Origin of the sequence: Legionella brunensis (genome assembly GCF_001467025.1) — a bacterium.
Classification (GTDB): Bacteria; Pseudomonadota; Gammaproteobacteria; order Legionellales; family Legionellaceae; genus Tatlockia; species Tatlockia brunensis.
The window spans coordinates 252,912-273,646 of sequence record NZ_LNXV01000003.1 but is presented as its reverse complement, the minus strand read 5'-3'; the positions used below and the strand labels follow the sequence as shown (position 1 = coordinate 273,646).

Below are 20,735 nucleotides of genomic sequence, written 5' to 3'. Positions count from 1 at the left end.
TGCAACCATTTTTGACATAATTTTTTTGCAAAAATAAAAATTAAGCACCATAGATTAATTACAAATAATTTACTTCTAATACCCTCCTTTAAGCCCATATATTGACTATACTTTTAATACAATGACTGTATGGTAATTTTGAGAAAAACTACTATAGTAGTATTTAATTTTATAAGTTGTTGGTTGCAGTATAGTTGTTGCTTTTAATAAGCAGTACTGGAAATGAGCTAAGGCTTGACACAAGAATAGGCATCTTAATTATCTTGTGTACTGTTGCTTGATTTATAAAGTAAGGATATTAGCTATAATCTAAAAGGATTAGATAGAGTAACAATATCCTGGTTGTCATTACCTTACCACATACTGCAGATGATGCTGTTACATTATTAATGAAGCAGCTATTGGTGAGGGTTTGATTATGGCAACGATTAAAGGAACACAGCTGAATGACTTTCTTAACGGCACCAGTTCTGCAGACACTATTAGCGGCTTGGCAGGTGATGATCACATTAAGGGAAATGCAGGTAATGATATCATCGACGGTGGTTCAGGCCGTGATATTCTCGCTGGTGAAGCAGGGATTGATACAGTCAGTTATAAGTCAGCGACCAGTGGCATCACTATCAGCTTAGCAATTGCTACGGCTCAAAACACCGGGGGAGCTGGCATTGACTTTATTAGTGGTTTTGAAAATATCATCGGTTCTAATTTTAACGACACCTTGACGGGTAATAGTGCTGCCAATGCCATCAGTGGAGAAGCAGGCAATGATACTATTAATGGAGGTGACGGCAATGATGTCATCACCGGAGGCCTAGGTAATGACAGGCTAATTGGTGGGACTGGTATTGATACACTTAATTATTCATCCGCAGCCAGTGGTGTAAAAATCAATCTCAATCTCACCACAGCACAAAATACTGTGGGCGCAGGCTTCGATACCGTTAGCGGTTTTGAAAATATTATAGGTTCTGCCTTCAATGACACGCTTATAGGCAATAACGCAGCTAATACGATTAACGGTGGAGCCGGTAATGATGTCATCCAAGGAGGAGCGGGTAATGATCTATTGATCGGTGGTGCGGGAACAGATACAGCCAACTACTCCCTGGCAGCCAGTGGTGTAAAAGTCAATTTAGCGCTTACCTCAGCCCAAAATACTGTGGGAGCCGGTACAGATACCCTTAATGGCGTTGAGAGTCTCACAGGTTCTAATTTTAACGATACGCTTACCGGTAATGCGGCTGCCAATACCATTAATGGTGGAGCCGGTAATGATATCATTAATGGCGCTGCTGGCAATGACATTCTAATCGGTGGCGCAGGAATAGATACAGTCAATTACTCCTTAGCAACCAGCAGTGTAAAAGTCAATTTAGCGCTTACCTCAGCCCAAAACACTGGAGGCGCGGGTACAGACACCCTCAGTGGCTTTGAAGTTATCATCGGTTCTAATTACAACGACACTCTTACCGGTAATTCGGCTGCCAATACTATCAACGCTGGCGCTGGCAATGATATCGTTCAAGGCGGCGCCGGCAATGACGTTCTCATTGGTGGTACTGGTATTGATACGGTCAGTTACGCTTCTGCAACCACGCGAGTAACCTTTAATTTAGCAACTACTGCGGCTCAAAATACCCTGGGTGCCGGTACAGACAAGGTAAGTGGCTTTGAAAATATCATGGGTTCTATTTATAACGATACTCTGACTGGTGATGCCAAGGCCAATGTTATTAATGGTGGTGCAGGTAACGACACCATTGATGGAGGTGCTGGCAACGATACACTTATTGGTGGAGCTGGCGTGGACACCGTCAGCTATGCTTCGGCAACGGCTGGAGTTATTTTTAATCTATTAAGCACTACAGCACAAAATACTATGGGCGCAGGCACGGACCTAGTAACTGGTTTTGAAAACATTATGGGCTCTGCATTCAATGATATGCTTATGGGCAACAGCGCGGCTAATGTTATTAATGCTGGCGCAGGTAATGATCTTGTTGAAGGCGGTTTAGGCAATGATATTCTCATTGGTGGTACCGGTATCGATGCCCTCAATTTCACTGAAACTGCTACCATGGGAATTACTCTTAATTTAGGGAATACCATGGCACAAAATACCATGGGTGCTGGAATAGACACTATCAGTGGCTTTGAGAATATTATGGGCTCTATTTATGGAGATACCCTGACTGGTGATGCCAATGCCAATACCATCAATGGTTATCTTGGCAATGATACTATTGACGGTGGTGCAGGCAACGATACGCTTATTGGTGGCGGGGGCATGGATACAGTCAGTTATGCATCAGCAATGGCCGGCATTAGCTTTGATTTGGCAAACACATCTGCCCAAAATACCGTAGGCGCTGGTACAGATACGGTCAATGGCTTTGTCAATGTCATAGGCTCAAGCTTTGATGATACGATAAGCGGTGACAGCAGCGATAATAACTTAATGGGGGGCTTAGGCACAGATACCATCAGCTATGCTGCAGCCGCGGCTGCTGTTACCTTTAGTTTAGCCACCACTACTGCACAAAATACCATTGGGGCTGGTACAGACACTGTCAGTGGCTTTGAAAATGTCATCGGCTCAAGCTTTGATGATACCCTAAGTGGAGATGGTAATGATAACACCCTCATAGGTGGCCTTGGCAATGATACCATCAGTTATGCTGCAGCCGCGGCTGCTGTTACCTTTAGTTTAGCCACCACTACTGCACAAAATACCATTGGGGCTGGTACAGACACTGTCAGTGGCTTTGAAAATATTATCGGTTCTGCATTTGGGGATACCCTCACAGGAGACAGTGCAAACAATATCATCAATGGCGGCTCAGGCAACGACCTTATCCAAGGTGGTGACGGTGATGACATTCTAATCGGAGGCTTAGGTGTTGATACAATCAGTTACCAATTAGCGACTTCTGGGATAACCTTGGATCTAGCAATTACATCAGCACAGGATACTATAGGTGCCGGCATTGATACCGTGAGCGGTTTTGAACAAATCAGTGGTTCTGCTTTTGCTGACATACTAACCGGTACTTCTGGGAATAATGTTTTAAATGGTAACGCGGGTAATGACACCATTGAAGGCGGAGATGGCAATGATATTCTGATTGGTGGCGCTGACACCGACACCGTCAGTTATGCTTTGGCAACCGCTGGAATAACTTTCAATTTAGCAATCACCACCGCCCAAGATACCCTAGGAGCAGGGACTGACACGGTCAGTGGCTTTGAAAATATTGTAGGCTCGGCTTTTAATGATACGCTGACCGGTAATACACTTGATAATGTCATCAATGGTGGGAATGGTGACGACACCATTAGCGGTGGTATAGGCAATAATACGCTCAATGGTGGAAACGGAAACGATACGCTAGATTATTCTTCAGCTGTGGATTTTGTTACTTTAAATTTCATCACAGCACAAACGGGTCCAGGTGGTTTAGGCTCTTATATAGACACACTAAGTGGTTTTGAAAATGTTATTGGTTCTATTTATAACGATTTCCTGACTGGTGATGCCAATGCTAATATTATTATGGGTGGTGACGGTAACGATACTATTGATGGGGGTGATGGTAATGATACGCTTCTTGGTGAGGCTGGCGTAGATACCCTCAGTTATGATACGGCAACTGCTGCAGTAACCGTCAACTTAGCAATTACTACCACCCAAGATACTCAAGGAGCAGGAAGTGACATCATCGCTGGTTTTGAAAATTTAACAGGCTCCCTCCACAATGACACGTTAACAGGTGATAGTGGTGATAACACTATCGACGGTGGCGATGGTGATGATTTTATTACTGGTGGAGCTGGTAATGATGAATTGCACGGCGGCGCAGGTTCTGATACCTTCGATTACAATACTTTGGCAGAGCTTAACGCTGCAGAAGAGATTAATGATTTTACCGTAGGACCTGGAGGAGATATATTAGATCTCCAAGACTTATTAAATACTTTTTCTGGTTATGACGGTACGAATGCATTTACAGACGGCTATCTAAGTTTTCTGTTTTTGGGTGATACTTTTGTTTCCGTAGACCCCGATGGCTCAGCCGGACCTACTGGATTTTCTGTTGTAGTTACCCTAGAAAATGTTGAATTAACTCAAGCTGATACTGCTAATTATATTGTTTAGATTGAGCTAACGACGGTTTATTGCAATTTGCCCATGCGGCCTGGCACATAGAAACCAGTTAAAGCACTTGTTGAAACAATTAACCTAACTGTTTACTTTTTACCCCCTCTAATCCATACTGATTACCCTTTAAATTTAAAATCCTAAAGAGTTTGGTATGAGTCTTGAAGAGTTAGAACAATTACAAAAGAGAGCCACGATAGCCAAAAAACTAGCCCTTGAATTGAACACGTGGGGAAAAGAAGTAGAAGCTAACCCCCTTGGTGTTTGTGAAAAATTAGAGAAAATGCTGCTTAATGACAAGGCTAGGGCTGAAATAAAAAATAACGAAGAACTCTCTCTACGATTTAAGAAACTTTATGGGCAGGCAATTCATGTTGCGGCTACAAGTTGTATGGAAAAAACGCGTATTCTTTTTACTGCAATTCCTGAGAATGAACTAAAAACATTATATCAATTCGGCAAACACCAAGAACAATTTCCTGCTTATTTTGCCTATAATAAATACCTTAATGACAGTGTACCCTATATACAAGCAAGTATTTTAAATGCTGGTTCTATAGAATCCTGTGCTTTAGCAGTAGAGCGCTGGATAGCCATCATGAACAAATGCGTTGAGCAGAATAATTACGAATCGGCTCGCTTAATTATAGATGCTTTACAAAGTCCGCAGGTAGTAAGATTAAATTTAGCCTCATTATTGTCAGAAAAAGCTGACAACAGTTTGGCAGCATTAAATAATTTACTCGGAATTGATGCCGAAGCAAAAAATTTTACAGCATTTCGCAAAAAGCTAAATACTAGTCAGGGTATGGGCGCTATTCCGCTAAGGGGTATGCTAAAGAAAGATTTAGAATTTCTTGCAAGTACTAGAGATATTACAAAGGGTGGTATCGAAGTTCAGAATTATAATCAGCACATCACAAAAATAATAGAGAAAATAAAATATGCACAAGCCGTGCAAAGCAAAAAACCTTTTCCCGAAATTAATAACTTTCCATGGAAAGAAGAAAACCTGCCAAGTAACGATGAACTTTATGAGTTCTCTTATAACATAGTACCACTTGGAAAAAAGGCTCTCATATCTAGCGCTCAGATTGATATTGCCCATGATATCCAAGGGTTGACAGTAGATACCTTATTTAGGAAAAAGCCGACATTAAATCCTACAGCAACTTATGCAAAATTTCAGTTCAGCCGTGAAGGACGATTAACCGAAGCCAGAGCTAAATTACCCATTGCCCCAGAGGTAGGTCAAGAAGACAAAAGAAATAGCTATTAATTGTTTTGTAAATTGCCTGCGCATTAAGTTTGATAAATTTAATGCGCACACACCAGGAATATAACCCCTGTTAAGCAACCGTGCCAAATCAATACCCTTGGCTCCCAGATTAAACGACGAAAAATACTATTCTAATCCCATCTCACTGGCATGGTACCCACGCCGCTTGTGCTTCCATCATAGAAATGTATACTTGATTGCATTTTCACACTGATTCAGATAGCTAGTAATGCCTAATATCATCGCTTGTATTATAGGTAATGCTTTGGAATGGTATGAGTTTAGTTTATTTGCCTACCTATCGCCTGTTATAGCCAACTTGTTTTTTCCAAGTGAAAATGCAATTACAAGCTTATTAGCTACTCTGCTTGTGTTTGCAGCTGGATTCGTTGTGCGCCCGTTAGGCTCCATAGTTTTAGGGCATTCAGGCGATCGATTTGGTCGCGCAAAAACACTCAAATTTACCATTCTGCTCATGTCAATTTCTTCCGTGTTAACTGGACTCTTACCCACTTACCAGCAAGTTGGAATATTAGCCCCTGTCCTGCTGATTCTTTGTCGCCTACTTCAAGGATTCTGTATAGGAGGTGAATTTGCAGGCTCAATAATATACTTATCCGAATCGGCACACGCTAAACATCGTGCCTTAGTAAGTAGTATGACTAATAATGGCTCCAACATTGGTGTATTAACTGCCATATTAGCTTGCACAATGTCTAGCAATTTGCTGGGTAGTGATGCCTTATCCGCATACGGATGGCGACTTCTTTTTATCTCTGGCGGTTTTTTAGGGATTCTAGGTTTGTGGTTAAGACGTGATCTTTCTGAATCGGAGATTTTTCTGCAATTGCAGCAGAATATTAAAGAAAAATACTTCCCTATAAAATATGTCATCACTCAACAGCTTCAGCGCATAATTCACATTATTTTGCTGTTATTTATTAGCGCTTGTGGTAGTTATACATTAATGGGGTATTTATCCACCTATCTGCATGAATTTTTAGGCTTACCACTCAATCAAGCTTATGCAATGCAAACTTTATTCATTGTATTTTCGTTATTTTTTGTGCCGTTATTCGCTCATATTTCAGATAGAGTAGGTCGTAAGAAAATCTTACTTTTCTCAACGGTTGGTTATTTAATTTTTTCCCTACCCAGTTTTTGGTTTCTGCAACATACCCCAGCATGGTGGGTATTATTACCATTAGTAATTTTTTATAGTGCTGAACAAGCAGTTACCCCTGTGGTGATAGCAGAAATGTTTTCAGGGAAAGGACGTTACACTGGGATCTCCATTGCTTACAATATTTGTATGGCACTAGTAGGTGGTTTTTCTCCAGCCATCAATACCTGGTTAATTCATCGTTTTAATACGATGATAATTGCTTATTATGTAATGTTTTGTGCACTGGTTTCATTATTCATTGTTATAAAGTATTTACCTAAGCAATATGGTCTAAGCAGTAATTTAGCCATCGCATAAATATGAATACCGCAGCTATATTCAAGATAAGCACCTCAGCGACAACAGTACGCCCCGTTGGTCTTGTTGATATCGACTTTACCGAATTGAATATGCTACCCAATGATAAACACTTTACTTTAAAACGTGCCTTACTCAATGCGTATCGCGAATTAGGAATAAGAGATATTTATGGGTTTACGAATATGGACTTTAAAACGATGGATAGTGAGCATCAGCATTTGTTAGGTGGCGAGAGGGTCCATACCATTAACCCGGGCAGAAATAGTGCAACGAATGGAGAAGAGAGGGTTTCATGTTCACGGGATGATAACTCCTGCTGACATGGGGTATGTGGGGAAAAATAACGCGCCTAAGATCGGAGCAGTTTATGATGAACTTTATCAACCCCAAGCCACTAGATTTGTTTCCCAGCAAATTACATCTCACAACTGCTATCATGAACTATCTTTAAACTTTATTGAAAAACATAACACCTATAATGCACCGTATCACCCAATAGAGCTTCTAATCTTTACTATCTCCTATGGGCTCATAAAATGATCATAAATTGCCCGACTTGCCAAAGCTATAGCGCGGCTACGGCCATAATCACTGGCAGCTTGAGATTTTACATAGACGGCAATTGCAATATGTCCTTTATTATTAGGCAAAGTTATAATTCCAACATCACTGGCAAAACGATAAAGTTTTTTTGAACCAGGATATCTTAAATATTTTTGCTCATATATCGCCCATGTCCCTGTCTTGTGAGCGACCTTCACTCCTGGAGGCAGCAATCCTTTTATTCGACTTCTCCCTGTTCTACATTTCTCCATAATATCCATCAATACCTTCGTATTGGACTCGGAAAGCGCTTCCCTTTTGTACAGTTTCACTAGCAATTTTGCCATATCATCAGGAGTCGTTGTGTCACGTATATCATTTTGAAAATGCTGCCAAGCCAACATTTTTTGCTCAAGAGGAATGCTGTTAAATATTCTTATCCAGGAAAATACAGGGCGACGCTTTTGCAGCAATGAATGGTCCACATGATTAGTATCTAAAAGTATTTCAAGAATAGAGCGGTTAATTAAAATATTTTTGAATCCCAGTGCATACATGCGCTTTGTGACATACCCTGGTCCATTCACCACTTGCAATATTGTATCACTTGCACTGTTATCACTGTTGCTTAGCATATGGATGAGGATTTGTCGCAATGACATGTTGATTCTTTTTTTCTCAAATAAATGATACAAGGCACCTGAGCCAGGAACAGAATTGTTCGAATCCAGTTTAATAACACGATTCAATGAATCTTTTTTTTCATCAACACGATGCAGAAAAGCTAATGCGATTGGCAATTTAATTGTACTTGCCATGAAAAAACGCTTATGACCATTATGTGCAACTATTTTATTTTTCTCGATATGAATAGCTGTAATGCCCATAACGGTATTCAATTTTTCTTCAATTCTATTAATTTTTTTAGCAAGCTCAACATCACTATTGGTCGCAAAACAATTCACTGAAAATAACAAACAAAAGAAGGCACACTGTAATTTCTTTTTTATCCTTAAAATACTGGCATATTGCGAGAATAATTTTATTTTCATAAATTATTTCAATCCCTTCTTTATTTATTGATACTTCAAGTAAATAGTTAGTCACATTTACAGATATATTACTCTGCTGCCGCGGCTGATAGAATATGTTTTTAGAATTAATTTACTTTGTCCTTAAAATAAATAATCCCAGTGGCAGATTTTTGCCATTGTCTCTATATTTTCTATATTATTTTTAATAAATTATTGAATTATTGTTTGCAAACTAGTAACTATCCTCATTGTTAATTTGGCAAAAATGCAAAACTTCATCTTTTTGTGCAAAATATTCCCCAACAAGGATTACATTTTGCTACAATACAGCCTCTTCAAACAACGAGTGAGTTAATCTAAGACTTGCAGTGGTAAGGAGCTTTACCATGTCTTTGTGGCAAATATACGCAGAAGCTAATAGAGATTTTGATAAGAAAATCAAAGGCCTTATTCCTCAGGCGAAAAGGGTTCTTTCCAAATACCCCCATGACTTTGATAACGAGCTATTGTATGTTGTTATCCGCTCAATATTAAATCAACGTAATATTCACGCCTATAGTGAAATTTCAGAGACTGAATTGAAAGAGATTTTGAATGATAAATTGCTATTTAATAGCATTTTATCATTCAATTTAAGCGGACTTTCAGAGCAATTGCAGCGTCAGATTAACTGGCTAGACCATAATGATGCGCCAATTAAAGATGATACTAAAGTAACTCTGCGGCAACAATTTCTATTGGAATTACACGCTATTCTCGTACAAAAATTTCAAGGAAGTACAATAGACGAACAATTAAGATTTAAGCTCACTATCTCTAAGCAGATGGGCGATAAAATCACGGATAGCAATATAGAATCACTTAAAGACCACAGCACACTGGGTTTTATCCAACCAATTTCCCTGTTATTAAAATTATGCTGTATGTTTTTAACCAGAAATCTTTATTTTAATCCGATTATTGCAAACAAATGCAGCATGGGGGATTCATTTCGAACTATTTGGTCCGGGAAAACTATCAATGACATTCATCTTGAACAGTTGCAAATCAAAGTAAGAGAAGTTGATAACATTTGTAAAACAATTAGTAACGGCTTATCAATCCATGAAGAAGCTAATGAGAGCATTCTCTTTAGTATCTAAGTAAGCTGCAAACTCTCTACCTTGGAATTAACGCAACCAAAGACCTAACGCCTCCAGTTGCGTTGTGATTCTCTCTATAGGTTGCCTAAAAAACCTTGCGAAACCAGCAGGATGAACATTTGCTGACACAATTTCTCTGGGTATGAGTGCTTCTTCATGTCTTAAGCTCGCTTCATACTTTAGCAGTTCCCTCGAGTTGAAAAAACGGCGTGTTTGATAACGTGATTTTTGTATTTCTACTTGATTTAATTGCTCCACTGTAGAATCCATTGCTTCAAGTTCTTGTTGGTAAGTGTCAACGATGGCTTTACTTGCCCCGATTAGATGCTGATTAAAGAGATTTTTAGCTTGTTTTTCCAAACTAGAAATAACTTCAACAGTTTTTGAAATACAATCTTGCACAACCTGGTTTAAGCTTTCCTGACATACTCTCTCTTCTTCAGTGACGAAAGCTAGATTTTTTAGGGGATCGGAAAGTTTTTTTTCCTGAATAGCAATCGATGTTTTAATCGTCAGTATTTGCCCATTTAAAAGAATTGTATCCCCAAAACTGCATTCAGGTGCTCTTAAACGTTCATTAATTTTTACTATCTTTTCTTCTTCAGCGGCTATCTGTTTTCGTTTATCCTCTACTATTTGTTTTGCAATCAGTTTCCTGGCTTGGATTTCCTTAAGCTTCCCTTTAAATTCAATATGTTTGTCGAGAAGATCAGCAAAAAGTAGGCGAGGATCCTGACCTAATATTTTTTCAACTTCTCCAAACTCAGGGAGTTCGGCCCAATCCCAATGTTTAAGCCGCTGTATATGATGATAGATAGATAGGCTTTCTTGAGGAAGCTCACTGATAAAGGAGTTATCTAAACCCTCACTCCAATCCAAATTCAATAATGTTTTTAATCTAAATAGCTTCTCTAGCGCCATTCGCTTAACCGATGGAAATATCTTAGTAGCAGCCACGTCTGACAGATTTATAAGCGCCTCTCGATTATCATGCAAAAGCATTTTTTGTTGAGAAATACTTGATCGTTCTTTCTCAAAACCTGCTAAAAAAGACGACTGGTAACCTGTAAAATCTTCTTGTAAGGGGGCATTTTCGATTTGCACTTCAACATAAGATTGAATACCATCGCATCCCTTTTGAATGCGAACCTGCTCAGCAGCTACATTGAATAACGAGGCAAATTGCGATGCTTTTTCCGTTAGCAAGCTTTCTTGTGTGTCTTGTTTCAAGCCGTTGGCTTCTCTTAGAACTTTAATTGAATCAGCCAACTGTGCCTTTAAGGTTTTAATTGAACTTTTATAAGGTTGATAGACTGGGTAGCTACCATAACGCTCTACCGTCTCATATAATTCTTCAATGAGGTGAACTTGATTATTATTCTCACTTAAATTTGCCAACGTTGCTTTAAGATGTTCCCAAACAATATCCTCATGAAACTGCCGTGACGTGTTTTCTAAACATACGCGAAATTGTGCTATATGGTATTTGGAAAGTACCGTATCATGACAGCTTTCTTGAAATGCACGATCGCAATGAGGGGCAAACTCTAACGCGTCAATAGCAGTTAATGCCATATTAATGACATCACGAGGACAATTGTGTCTTATTGAAAATAGACGTTTATCGAGCAATTTCACACGATGCTCTTGCAGACCCGTATAAAGCGCTTGGATTTTTGCCTCATCACTTGGCGATTGACGTACTTCATCCGCCAATAAATAAATGGCTTGTGCGGCCTCTTTAGCTATAGTACGCTCTAAAAAAGCATGTATAGGCTGCGGAGATTTGTTAACCCAAGAAAACTCATTAAGAAGATACTCAGCCAGCATTTTCATAATTTCATCATCGTAACGAGTTTTTAGTTCGTTTAATTGCTCATCAGGAGCAAGACCCGATTGTTGGTAAAGTTTAATAAACGTGAGTACTAAACCTTGTATTTTGAATCTATCAGTCAATGGTGTCTTTGCCAAAGCTTGGCTATGGTTAAGGATTAGGGGCTTAATTTTTTCAAGCAACTCTTGAATTGCTGGCATCTCGGCTGTATTCAATTTTTTTTGATAAAATTCAATAATTGATTTCGTAATTTGTTGTGTATCCTCAGTTCTTAATACTTTATTTTTTTGTTTTATAATTTTATCAGCTAACGACTTAAGTATCCCCGATAAAAAAGAGGAAGATTGAGTTTGCTCTGCCGAGTTAAGCTTTTCGACAGCTTCAGGATGCACAGCGCAAAACTCGCCAATGAAGTAAGGCAACAGTTGCCTGTTTTGAGCCAATTCCAAGTCTTTCCTTTCTTTCTCTTCAGGCGTGGTATACTCTAGGACTGCCCCAGCCTTGTCTAGAATTATTGTTTCCACATTTTGATGCATTAAAGTTGTCACTGATGCTTTAAATGGCAAAGCTTTTTCTTGTAATGCCGCTTGAATATTCAATTCTTTCGCAAGATCTAATTGACTGAGGTAGTTAACTCGTAAGTTTTGTTCTTGTGTGACGACACTTGCTTTTCTTGCTTTAGCGACCCATTTCTCCTCTCTTACTTTTTCCCATATTTTGCATAGTGTGTTTTGGAACTGGGTAACACTCGATTCAAGAGTATTTTGTGTGATACTTGTTTCTTGAGCATGAGCAAGCTCACTTAAAAGCATTTCACGCCATTGGTACAGCTCATGGCGTAGATTGACATCCGATGGATAAAGATCCAACAATAAGCTCTCCCAAGCATATACTTGTTGCATCAATGTTTGTTGAGCTTGATCAATAGCCTGTGTGTAAAGTCTGTCGAGTGTGGCTTGTAATTTGATGTCGCTTTGTAATGTTGCAATAGCTTTCTCAGATTGATGTTGACGATAATTAGGGAAAAGAAAATACATTAACTTAGTAAACCAACTTTTAGGTGATGGCAGTTGATATATAGGAAGCCATTGCCCAGGCTTTCCGTTTCGGGCTGCACGCCCTGCAATTTGTGTAGTCATTCGCTCACTATCAGGATAGGTTTGAATAACGAATAAACCTTCCGGGTGATTGCCAGGATTAATATCTATACCTCTTGCAAGCATCGCTGTACCAATTGTAATTGTGTTGGCTCGGCCGGCTTGTTTAATAATCTTCTCTAACTCTTCAGGACTTTCCTTGCCGGTGACGATTTGGATTTTGAATCCAGCTTTTTTATAGGCCTTAAAACTTCGTCCAATTGCTTGTGCATCATCAAAATCCTCACTAACAATAAGGATCGGCTGAGTTTGAGTTTGACTCCACTTTTCAAGCGCATCTTTAGTCTGCAGAATAAAACTTTCTCGCTCTTCAAGTGTCTGAATAGGAATATCGGAATCAAACTCCAACCTCGGATTAGTTACAGGACGTTTAACAGCTTCAATGGCATTATGTATAGCGTATATAGTGTCATCACGGGAAAAAGTAAAAACAGGTGGGTGTATCTTTCGGTGATCTCCAGCATAAGGCGCTACACCAATTGCTTGTGTACCGAGTTGAGTTGTTAAATACTGCAATTCAATCCAATCCCCTGGTGTTCCTGAAATACCAACAAGTCGTCCTCCAGTATCTTGATAAAATCCTACCAAACCACGAGCAGATTGACTTGCAAGTACTGGTGGGTCAGCATCAATAGCAAAATGATGTGAACGCTTTTGGCATTCAGCATTCAATCGCGCTTGAAGGGCTTGTTGTACACCATCAGTAAAAATACAACCAGTTTTGAGGGTGCTGCGAACCAATGGGATACAGACAATCTTCTTGGTTACTTCATTCCCCGTTTCATCTTTTTCTTTAATCGGACGTACAATAAAATGTTTATTTTCAACAAGTTTTGCTGCTTTGCAACTGGCATTGATCCATTGTTTTAGTTGCGTATTACTGGTTGCAAGCATAAAGTTCTGTTTATCAGCATCTCCATTAAATTTTTCGTTAATTTCTTTATTGATATAGAGTCGGAACTGCTCCAGATCTTCATCTTCATCCCAAACTTTTCCTTTGGTAGGGTCTGTATTACGAAACATTGGAAGGTTAATAAACTGGTATGCAAGTGGATAAATCCATTGCGCATGGATATCCTCTGCTTCGGCTTGTGAGGTTTCTGCAACCAATTTGTAAAGCGTCGTTTGATCAAGTAGAGCATCATCACTCTCATCTAATACGAGGTGAATGGGCTCATCATTTTGAATCAAAGCCTCTTGCTTGGTTTCTTTTGCTGCCAGACGGAAAAGTGCCATGTCTTCTAGCGTCGAGCAGTTAATTCCACCTAATTGGTAATCTTTGGGATTACTATTATCTTGGATAAGCGCTGATTTAATACCTAAAAATTTAAAAAACGGTTCACAACTGTTCTCATAATCTCTACCTAATAATGTTCGATTTGCAGTACACACATCAACCGTACCGCCTTGTGTCCACTGTAAAACAGCAAGGATTGGAGTAATTAAACTTTTACCCTCTCCCGTATTGATACGCATGAGCAAATTTGTATAGGGCTCCTGCAAAGAAAGCTGTAACATGAGCATTTGCGTGGTATTTGGAAACAAGCCTGTAGTACGAAAGTAGATTTCCCGCAAATAAGCTAATAGTTCCATATGCGTTAATTCAATTTGCTCAGCAGGGACATGGTTTGAACGTAACTGATGAAGCAATGTACATGCTCGCTCTTGTAGCTCCTGTCGAGAAATTGCGGTTAACTTTTTAAGCTCAGTGTAATCGTTTGGATTTAAAGGATCCGTATAGCCTAAGGTTTCTATATAAGTAAGCTGCCTCGCAAGTTTAAGCTGCAAGGCATGCGGCAGTTCAACTCCATTCAACAGATCTTTTAAACTTAACAAGGCATCTTTAATTCTGTTTGTTGCAAAATGCTCTGCCAGAGGACGTGTTTCACCAGTTTTTGCAAAGGGATTTGTATCGAAACTTAAACAATAAGCTTGAAGTTTTTCCGAACCATGAGCCAATAAAGCAGTATTCAGTGTGTGTGCAATTGGATAAGGCGGCGTTGCAAATAATTGCATGACCTGGCCTAAATCGACAGCAGAACGACGCCCCAACCCCTTGGCAATATCAAGCAAGGTCGGTAAATTGACAGTATCATCCTTTTTACTACTAGCAAGACCAGTCAATATCGTAGTAAGTTGTCCTCTATTCTCTGGCTTAAGGGGGGCTAATTGACTAAGAATACTTGAGTAAGTACTTAAATCCCGACTAAGGTTATCTAAAGAAACACGCTTCAGTAACGAGATACAAAGTGCCGCCTGCTCCGAGTTTTGAGTTAAAAAAGATTGCGTTTGTTGGACTAAGTCTTGTATGAGATCCTGAGAGTCCCCCTCTGTCATGCGACTTAAAATCTGAATAATTTGCTTGAGAATTACAGACTTTGCTTGTTCTTCAAGATTGGATTTTTTTAACTCATTTAAAACAGCTAGAGGAAAAGGACTTGTGCTTCTTAAGTTATGAGCCATGCTCATATTAAAAAACATGGTCTGCGTTTCTGACTCAAGATCAGATAACTCAAATAGAGGTACTAAGCCAGAAATAGCACGGTTGATGGCGGTGGCATCTGCTATAGGATTTTCTTCCAATGCCTGAATAGTGAGCTTTAAATATCGCTCAAACGACTGGGGGTTAGCTCGGAAAAGGTTATTAATAAGAGTTTGTTTTTGTGTGTAGTTTAACCGCCCTAAAGGGCCTGTATGAAGCTGTTTGTAGATAACATGAAATTGTGCCGAAGCCTTATCCTTAATATCAATGAGAAAATTAAGATAACTGACAATAGCTTCTATTGTATTTTTATAGTTTTGCAGGGATTTATCAGCAGACTGATCTTCAGCAAGATTTGCAGCTGCTTCAAGGATGCTATTTTCAAAATTTGAGTCTTGGGTATTTAGCTGTTGGAGTGTTTTAGTGAGTGCAGGTATAACCTTTTTCTGCACTAACTCCTCTTTAAATAAAAAAGTAAGGGAATGGGTTTGGTTGAAAGCAACCAGCCACTCGAGACAGGTTTTAGCATCCAAATCTGTCACGGCATTTTTATTTTGCTCATCATTAAAATAGCCGTTAATTTCATCATTAATGACACCGTGAAGCTTCGTTAAAAGAGTGCCAAATACCGCTCCTGTTTCATTGTCAGTTGCTTTCCTTTTCCCGGTAAGAATATAACTTAAGAGAAAATCTCCTTTGGATTTTCCCAAGAGGCCAACACTATAGGTTGCATCAAGTAATCGGGGTTTTTTCTCTTCAAAAAATCTTAGCTTTTCAAGTATATCCTCGAATTTAGGGTTGGGAGTTTGCAGAAGAATAACGAGCTCATTTAAGGCATCAAAAAGAGGCAACAAGTCTTCGTTTAGTTGCTCTTTTAGTTGTTCTGGAACCAGCTTACTTTGCAGGTTTTTTGTAAGAGACGCTTTAAGTTTATCTACTTTAAGTACACTACTTCGTTTTTTCACCGCATCAACAAGTGCATCCACAATGAGATCATCAAGTTTTGATATATCACCATTGCCAAAAACGCATCCAGGTAATAAATTTTTTTCAAGGATAAAATCCTTAAACCATTTTTCTTTTTTTTCTAGATTGTCATGACCGTCTGGGATGGAGTGAGACGAATCCGCAATGGCATTAATTAACTCTTGAATTTGCTGAGCATTCGGTAATGGCTGCGATTTTGAAATATTAATTTTACCTAAGAGACTTAAGAAAGCATTACTATCGACTGCACTCCGTTTTTCTTTTAAGGTTTTAATCGATAACATTAAGTCATCAATTTTAGATTGCGTTAAATCGGATTCATCAAGTGTTGCTAATATACGGATAGCATCAGAATGCAAATTTTGGCGATTTTTTTGCAGTAAGGTTGTGAAGGAGATGATTGTAGATAGCAGTGCTTCATTTCCATTGGAATTCTCATGCACCTTTTGCACACGCTCTTGTAAGGTATTAATAAGTTCAAAACCTTCATTTTCTAAACAAGAAAAAAGAGGCGTAAGAAGCTCATTTTTAAAATTCTTACTAGGAAAAGCTGTTTTAAGTTCAGTCGCCTGTACAAGGAGTCCCTGTATTTGTATAAGGGTGGGATTTGGCTTGAACTGAAAACAGTGAGAAATTGCGTGCAGTAAATCAGTTCTTTCAGTTGGCCCGATAGCTTGAAGTAAATTAATGCAATTTTTTAATGTCTTCTGCCAACTTTCAGCAGTCAGGGTCGACTGGGGGAACGTGGACGTTAAAATAAACATTAATTGATTTTTCTCAACAACGCTCCAGGTTTGTAAGCCTTGGATTTCTTCGAACTGGGCTTGAATATCTGTTAATCTAATGCCAGCTTTCCAGTGTTGTCCTAGATATCGAAATAACCAAATTTTTAAATTAGCTACATTATCGTGAATATGGGTATAGATTATCAGGGGGTTGAGTTCTGTATCCCCAGGACTTTCAAGATTCATGCAGGGAGTAACTTGCTTGAAACGCTGCGGTTTAGGTGCTTGCGCCATTGCATAATGGGCACCTGTAGGCCCCCAATTAAGACCTGCTAATGATAAACATTGTTCTTGTGGATTTTGCGCTAACTCCAAGACATCGAGTACGCGATTTAAAGTAATTAGAAAATGGCCATTATGCTCAATCGGACATGGGTTGGGGAGAGTAAGATTTTTTTCCGCAATCCGAGGCAGAAAAATTTGACTATAAGTCTCAAAAAAATTATTAAAATCAAAATGGTGTTGTTGATTTTTAAGATGAGCATTAGCAAGCGTATTCCACCATTCTTTTTGCTCGGCAGACAGTTCGAGAAGTTTTTGAAGATTTTTGATGCCACGAGGGCTTAAAAAAGAATTCTGTGCAACTGGGTCTTTGAGGAATTCAATATTTATTTTTTTATTCAAACAATTACGAAGAAATTTTATAAATAGCTTGGTATGTGCTTCACCACCAAAAATAAAAAGCTTTGCAAGAAGCGGTACAATAAAATCCAACTCATCAGGTTTAAGTATGCTAACAAGACCGCTGAGTTCTTTTGCATACGTTGGCAGTACACCAATCAGCGCATTTTTTTGAGTTACTGTATCCGCAGAGTTCAACAATTGCGCAAGGATAGTTTTCGATAATTTTGGTAATAATACTTCGGATTGCTCCAGAGTAGGCATTGCCAACTGCGTGGGCTTTTCAAGTATTGGGGCCAATGCTGAGGGAAGTCTGTGTGGGTTATTTGTATAGCACAGGGCATACTTCTTATAGTCAATGTAAAATCCCTTGGGCAAATTCCCAGGAATAATACCATCTGTAAAGGCATCAGCATGTTCTTTGATCTTTAGTAACGCGGTATCTTGTAATATACGGATACCTAAAGCAGCTAGCTGCTTGCTCAAGACAGGAAACTCAGGTAAATCAATGGGAACGAGTACAAGATCAGGTATAGGTGTTTGTTCAATTTGTTCGCTAAGAGGGCGATTTAGAACCGCCGCTTTAGGTTTGGGCAAAGGGATACTTTTTTGGATTTGAATACTCGCGCGTACTGGTGTTGCAGGATTATTTAAAGCCTCCTTCAAGGAATTTATTTTAGGTTCGGTGGACGTACTTTTTAACAGGATTTCTGCGGTTTGATTGAGTATGGCGCGACGTGCGGTAAAAGCAAGAATACTACTGTTAAATGCATCGTTCGCTAGTTTAAAAATAAACAGTCTTTTGCGTTTTTCCTGGACAAACTCTAAAAGGAAAGGGAGATCATTTTCTTTGATGTACTGCGGGTCAAGCTCAACTTCGAACGGAGAATAATTTATCTCCGTTTCATGCGAAGTGACTAAATCATCAAGTAAAGACTGAAGATATTTATTTTCAGAACCAGCTGGCACAGGATACTCCTCATGTTAAGGAAGCCATCAAACAACCTCATGCTATTTGACTATTAGTGTCTGTTTGCATTTTACTAGCTTCAACCAAACTGACTTGGTTTTCGCGATACACAAGCGCAGCATACAAGGAGTATGTGAGCATCGTAACGCATAAATTTGAATCAATTTGACCAAAATAATAGGAATCCAAGCAGACATTGATCACTATCCAGAAAACTGTGATAGCAGCATAATAAAAAAAAAGAATATTTTAAATACTTTATGATAAATAAAAAATCACATCAGCTATACAAACATAGCCCCTTATGCATTACCTGAGGCGAGAATAGGGTTTGATTCTTAATCGAATTTTTAATAAAACCGAAATAAACAGATTTTGAGATTAAGTAGGAAAACCCACCCTGTTCAGAAGCTTCAGACGCACAAATATTTGACGAAATATCAAGGAGAATAAAGTTGCTCAGACCAAAAATCTTTCTCCCTGGTAAATTTTGTGACCTCTGAAAAAGTGATAGAACCAACCGAGTAAAAAAGGAACATCTTCGGTATGAAGCGAAATCCACAATAAAAATCGCTCATGGGGATATCTTTATTCCTGAATAATTCTTCCAGCTCTCGTTTTCTTTTATCTAATTCATTTAAACTTTGTATAGGCTGCCCGGAAATAGGCGCATAAGTTGAAAACCGCAATTGCCTCTCTCGCGGCAAACCATTCCAATACAGACTATTTTCCTCCTGTGTCAGTAGTTCAGTAATGCCATCCATAACAATCTGTCGTTGTTGCAAGGCTAAGAAAAAATTCATTGAAGCAGCAGGATTATTTAGCAAATCGGTAACTTTTCGAGTTTTTCTTTGTGTAAAGAAAATTAAAGAATCCTCTTTAATTTCCCGAATAGCAACAACACGACTATGAGGAATACCTTGTGGCGAAACGGTTGCTAAAACAGCACTATTCACCGCAACTCCTAACTCCTTTTCCTCGTTAAGCCATTTGTTCATTTTATTAAAAGGCATGGATTTCCCTTTAAAATCGAGGCAATAAGTTATGCCAAATTGGTAGTTGGCTTTTATTTTCTACATCATTGAGCGGGTGATGGGAATCGAACCCACGCTATCAGCTTGGGAAGCTGAAGTTCTACCATTGAACTACACCCGCATTTGAACTAGCACCTCTAGTCCATATTAGTGTAATCGCTTAGAAATGCTTGCTCAAGTAAATCTAAACATCAACACAGTTTCTACACGAACTCACTTAAACTCCAATTTTGACTGCTCAATCGCATCAGTGATCCGATTTGCATCTCTTTTTATTTTTGCATCCTACCTTAAAGTGGTTCAGAAATTTGCTCAATATTTCTGACAATATTTTTGGCAATAAGGTTCAAAGGCAAGTTATTTTCTCCTTTGCCAAAAGGTTCTTCCAACTCTTCCGATAAAATTTCTAAACCCAACCAAACATAGACAATCATTACCATCACAGGAACAACTAGATAACCAAATGTGTCAGACCAGCCAAAAGGAAAAATGAGTACATAAAAAAGCAACGCTTGTTTAACAAAATAAGAAAATACTGGCGGAACAGGCGTATTAGCAATTCGCTCGCACCCACCTACTGCATCAATTAAATTCACTAGATGAGAATCCAAAGCTAAATATTGTTCTAGCTGCAATAGATTATCTTGGCGTAATCTATTGATCATGACATACATACGTTTTGTTACCAATAATACTGGATTCTGTGAATTCAAATCATGGATGCAAAGAGAAAGGAGCTGTCTCTCTAGTTGCTTGGTATTCTTTCGCAGATGATCTTTGATAATCACTGGCAATTTTCTCAAAAGCTCATAAAATTCAGGATGCTGCTTTAAACCTACAAAAGCATCAAATTTTAACCCAAGATTACGGCAATTATTCACAATGGAACCCCACAAAGTACGACCTTCCCACCACCGCCCATAACTACTATTGACTCTAAAACCAATGATCACGGTTAAAATAAAGCTAAATATCAAGTGGAATTGCCCTAAGTTATAACCTTGGGTATTTTCAAAAAAAGAGGCAATTATTACAGCATAAGCAGTAATAATTAACGTTATCGGCAGCAACTTGCGAAATACTTTTTCTTTATAAAATAAGAAAAGATGCGGTATCCAAGTTAAAAGATTATACGATCTTAATTTCATCAAAAATTTTCCCTTACCCTATTAAGCTGAATTTTAAGCGAACTTTTAAAATTACTAATTATTAATATATT

At 38.8% G+C, this 20,735-nt stretch carries 9 protein-coding genes and 1 tRNA gene; 5 read left to right on the top strand and 5 right to left on the bottom strand.

The genetic code is table 11. The features are described from left to right. Window positions 1–418: 418 nt before the first annotated feature. The 4 genes from Lbru_RS01475 to Lbru_RS01460 all read left to right on the top strand — a co-directional run bounded on the left by Lbru_RS01475 (window position 419) and on the right by Lbru_RS01460 (window position 7,247). On the top strand, window positions 419–4,159 hold the full coding sequence (locus Lbru_RS01475; protein WP_058440402.1) for a beta strand repeat-containing protein: 3,741 nt from the start codon (window positions 419–421) through the stop codon (window positions 4,157–4,159). A 157-nt stretch (window positions 4,160–4,316) separates the two neighbouring features. Next, a complete protein-coding gene (locus Lbru_RS01470; protein WP_058440401.1) occupies window positions 4,317–5,441 on the top strand; it encodes a RasGEF domain-containing protein in 1,125 nt (374 codons plus the stop codon). A gap of 229 nt (window positions 5,442–5,670) precedes the next feature. Further along, a complete protein-coding gene (locus Lbru_RS01465; RefSeq protein ID WP_058440400.1) occupies window positions 5,671–6,924 on the top strand; it encodes an MFS transporter in 1,254 nt (417 codons plus the stop codon). Between the two features lie 2 nt (window positions 6,925–6,926). After that, window positions 6,927–7,247, top strand: coding sequence for a hypothetical protein (locus Lbru_RS01460; protein WP_058440399.1), 321 nt, complete (start codon window positions 6,927–6,929; stop codon window positions 7,245–7,247). A 201-nt stretch (window positions 7,248–7,448) separates the two neighbouring features. Here the strand turns inward: Lbru_RS01460 and bla are convergent, their stop codons facing one another. After that, the gene (bla, locus tag Lbru_RS01450; protein WP_058440397.1) at window positions 7,449–8,522 is read right to left on the bottom strand and encodes a class A beta-lactamase; all 1,074 of its coding nucleotides are present in this window, start codon (window positions 8,520–8,522) and stop codon (window positions 7,449–7,451) included. Between the two features lie 368 nt (window positions 8,523–8,890). Between bla and Lbru_RS01445 the strand changes: the two genes are divergently transcribed. Continuing rightward, window positions 8,891–9,646: a hypothetical protein gene (locus tag Lbru_RS01445; protein ID WP_058440396.1), complete on the top strand. Its 756-nt coding sequence runs from the start codon at window positions 8,891–8,893 to the stop codon at window positions 9,644–9,646. 27 nt (window positions 9,647–9,673) lie between these two features. On the opposite strand, the gene Lbru_RS01440 is transcribed toward Lbru_RS01445, so the two are convergent. From Lbru_RS01440 to Lbru_RS01425, 4 genes are all read right to left on the bottom strand, one after another. Further along, window positions 9,674–18,481 (bottom strand): preprotein translocase subunit SecA, encoded by an 8,808-nt coding sequence (locus tag Lbru_RS01440; RefSeq protein ID WP_065235405.1) that lies wholly within the window; start codon window positions 18,479–18,481, stop codon window positions 9,674–9,676. Window positions 18,482–18,922: 441 nt separating this feature from the next. Continuing rightward, a complete protein-coding gene (locus Lbru_RS01435) occupies window positions 18,923–19,495 on the bottom strand; it encodes a pyridoxamine 5'-phosphate oxidase family protein (RefSeq protein ID WP_058440395.1) in 573 nt (190 codons plus the stop codon). Window positions 19,496–19,566: 71 nt separating this feature from the next. Next, a tRNA-Gly gene (locus tag Lbru_RS01430) sits at window positions 19,567–19,637 on the bottom strand. Window positions 19,638–19,806: 169 nt separating this feature from the next. Beyond that, window positions 19,807–20,664, bottom strand: coding sequence for a bestrophin family protein (locus Lbru_RS01425; protein ID WP_058440394.1), 858 nt, complete (start codon window positions 20,662–20,664; stop codon window positions 19,807–19,809). Window positions 20,665–20,735: the final 71 nt, after the last annotated feature.

Coding starts and splice junctions, on each gene's coding strand:
- Lbru_RS01465 (WP_058440400.1), top strand. CDS start 5,671: ATGCCTAATATCATCGCTTGTATTATAGGTAATGCTTTGGAATGGTAT.
- bla (WP_058440397.1), bottom strand. CDS start 8,522: ATGAAAATAAAATTATTCTCGCAATATGCCAGTATTTTAAGGATAAAA.
- Lbru_RS01425 (WP_058440394.1), bottom strand. CDS start 20,664: ATGAAATTAAGATCGTATAATCTTTTAACTTGGATACCGCATCTTTTC.
- Lbru_RS01435 (WP_058440395.1), bottom strand. CDS start 19,495: ATGCCTTTTAATAAAATGAACAAATGGCTTAACGAGGAAAAGGAGTTA.
- Lbru_RS01445 (WP_058440396.1), top strand. CDS start 8,891: ATGTCTTTGTGGCAAATATACGCAGAAGCTAATAGAGATTTTGATAAG.
- Lbru_RS01470 (WP_058440401.1), top strand. CDS start 4,317: ATGAGTCTTGAAGAGTTAGAACAATTACAAAAGAGAGCCACGATAGCC.
- Lbru_RS01475 (WP_058440402.1), top strand. CDS start 419: ATGGCAACGATTAAAGGAACACAGCTGAATGACTTTCTTAACGGCACC.
- Lbru_RS01460 (WP_058440399.1), top strand. CDS start 6,927: ATGAATACCGCAGCTATATTCAAGATAAGCACCTCAGCGACAACAGTA.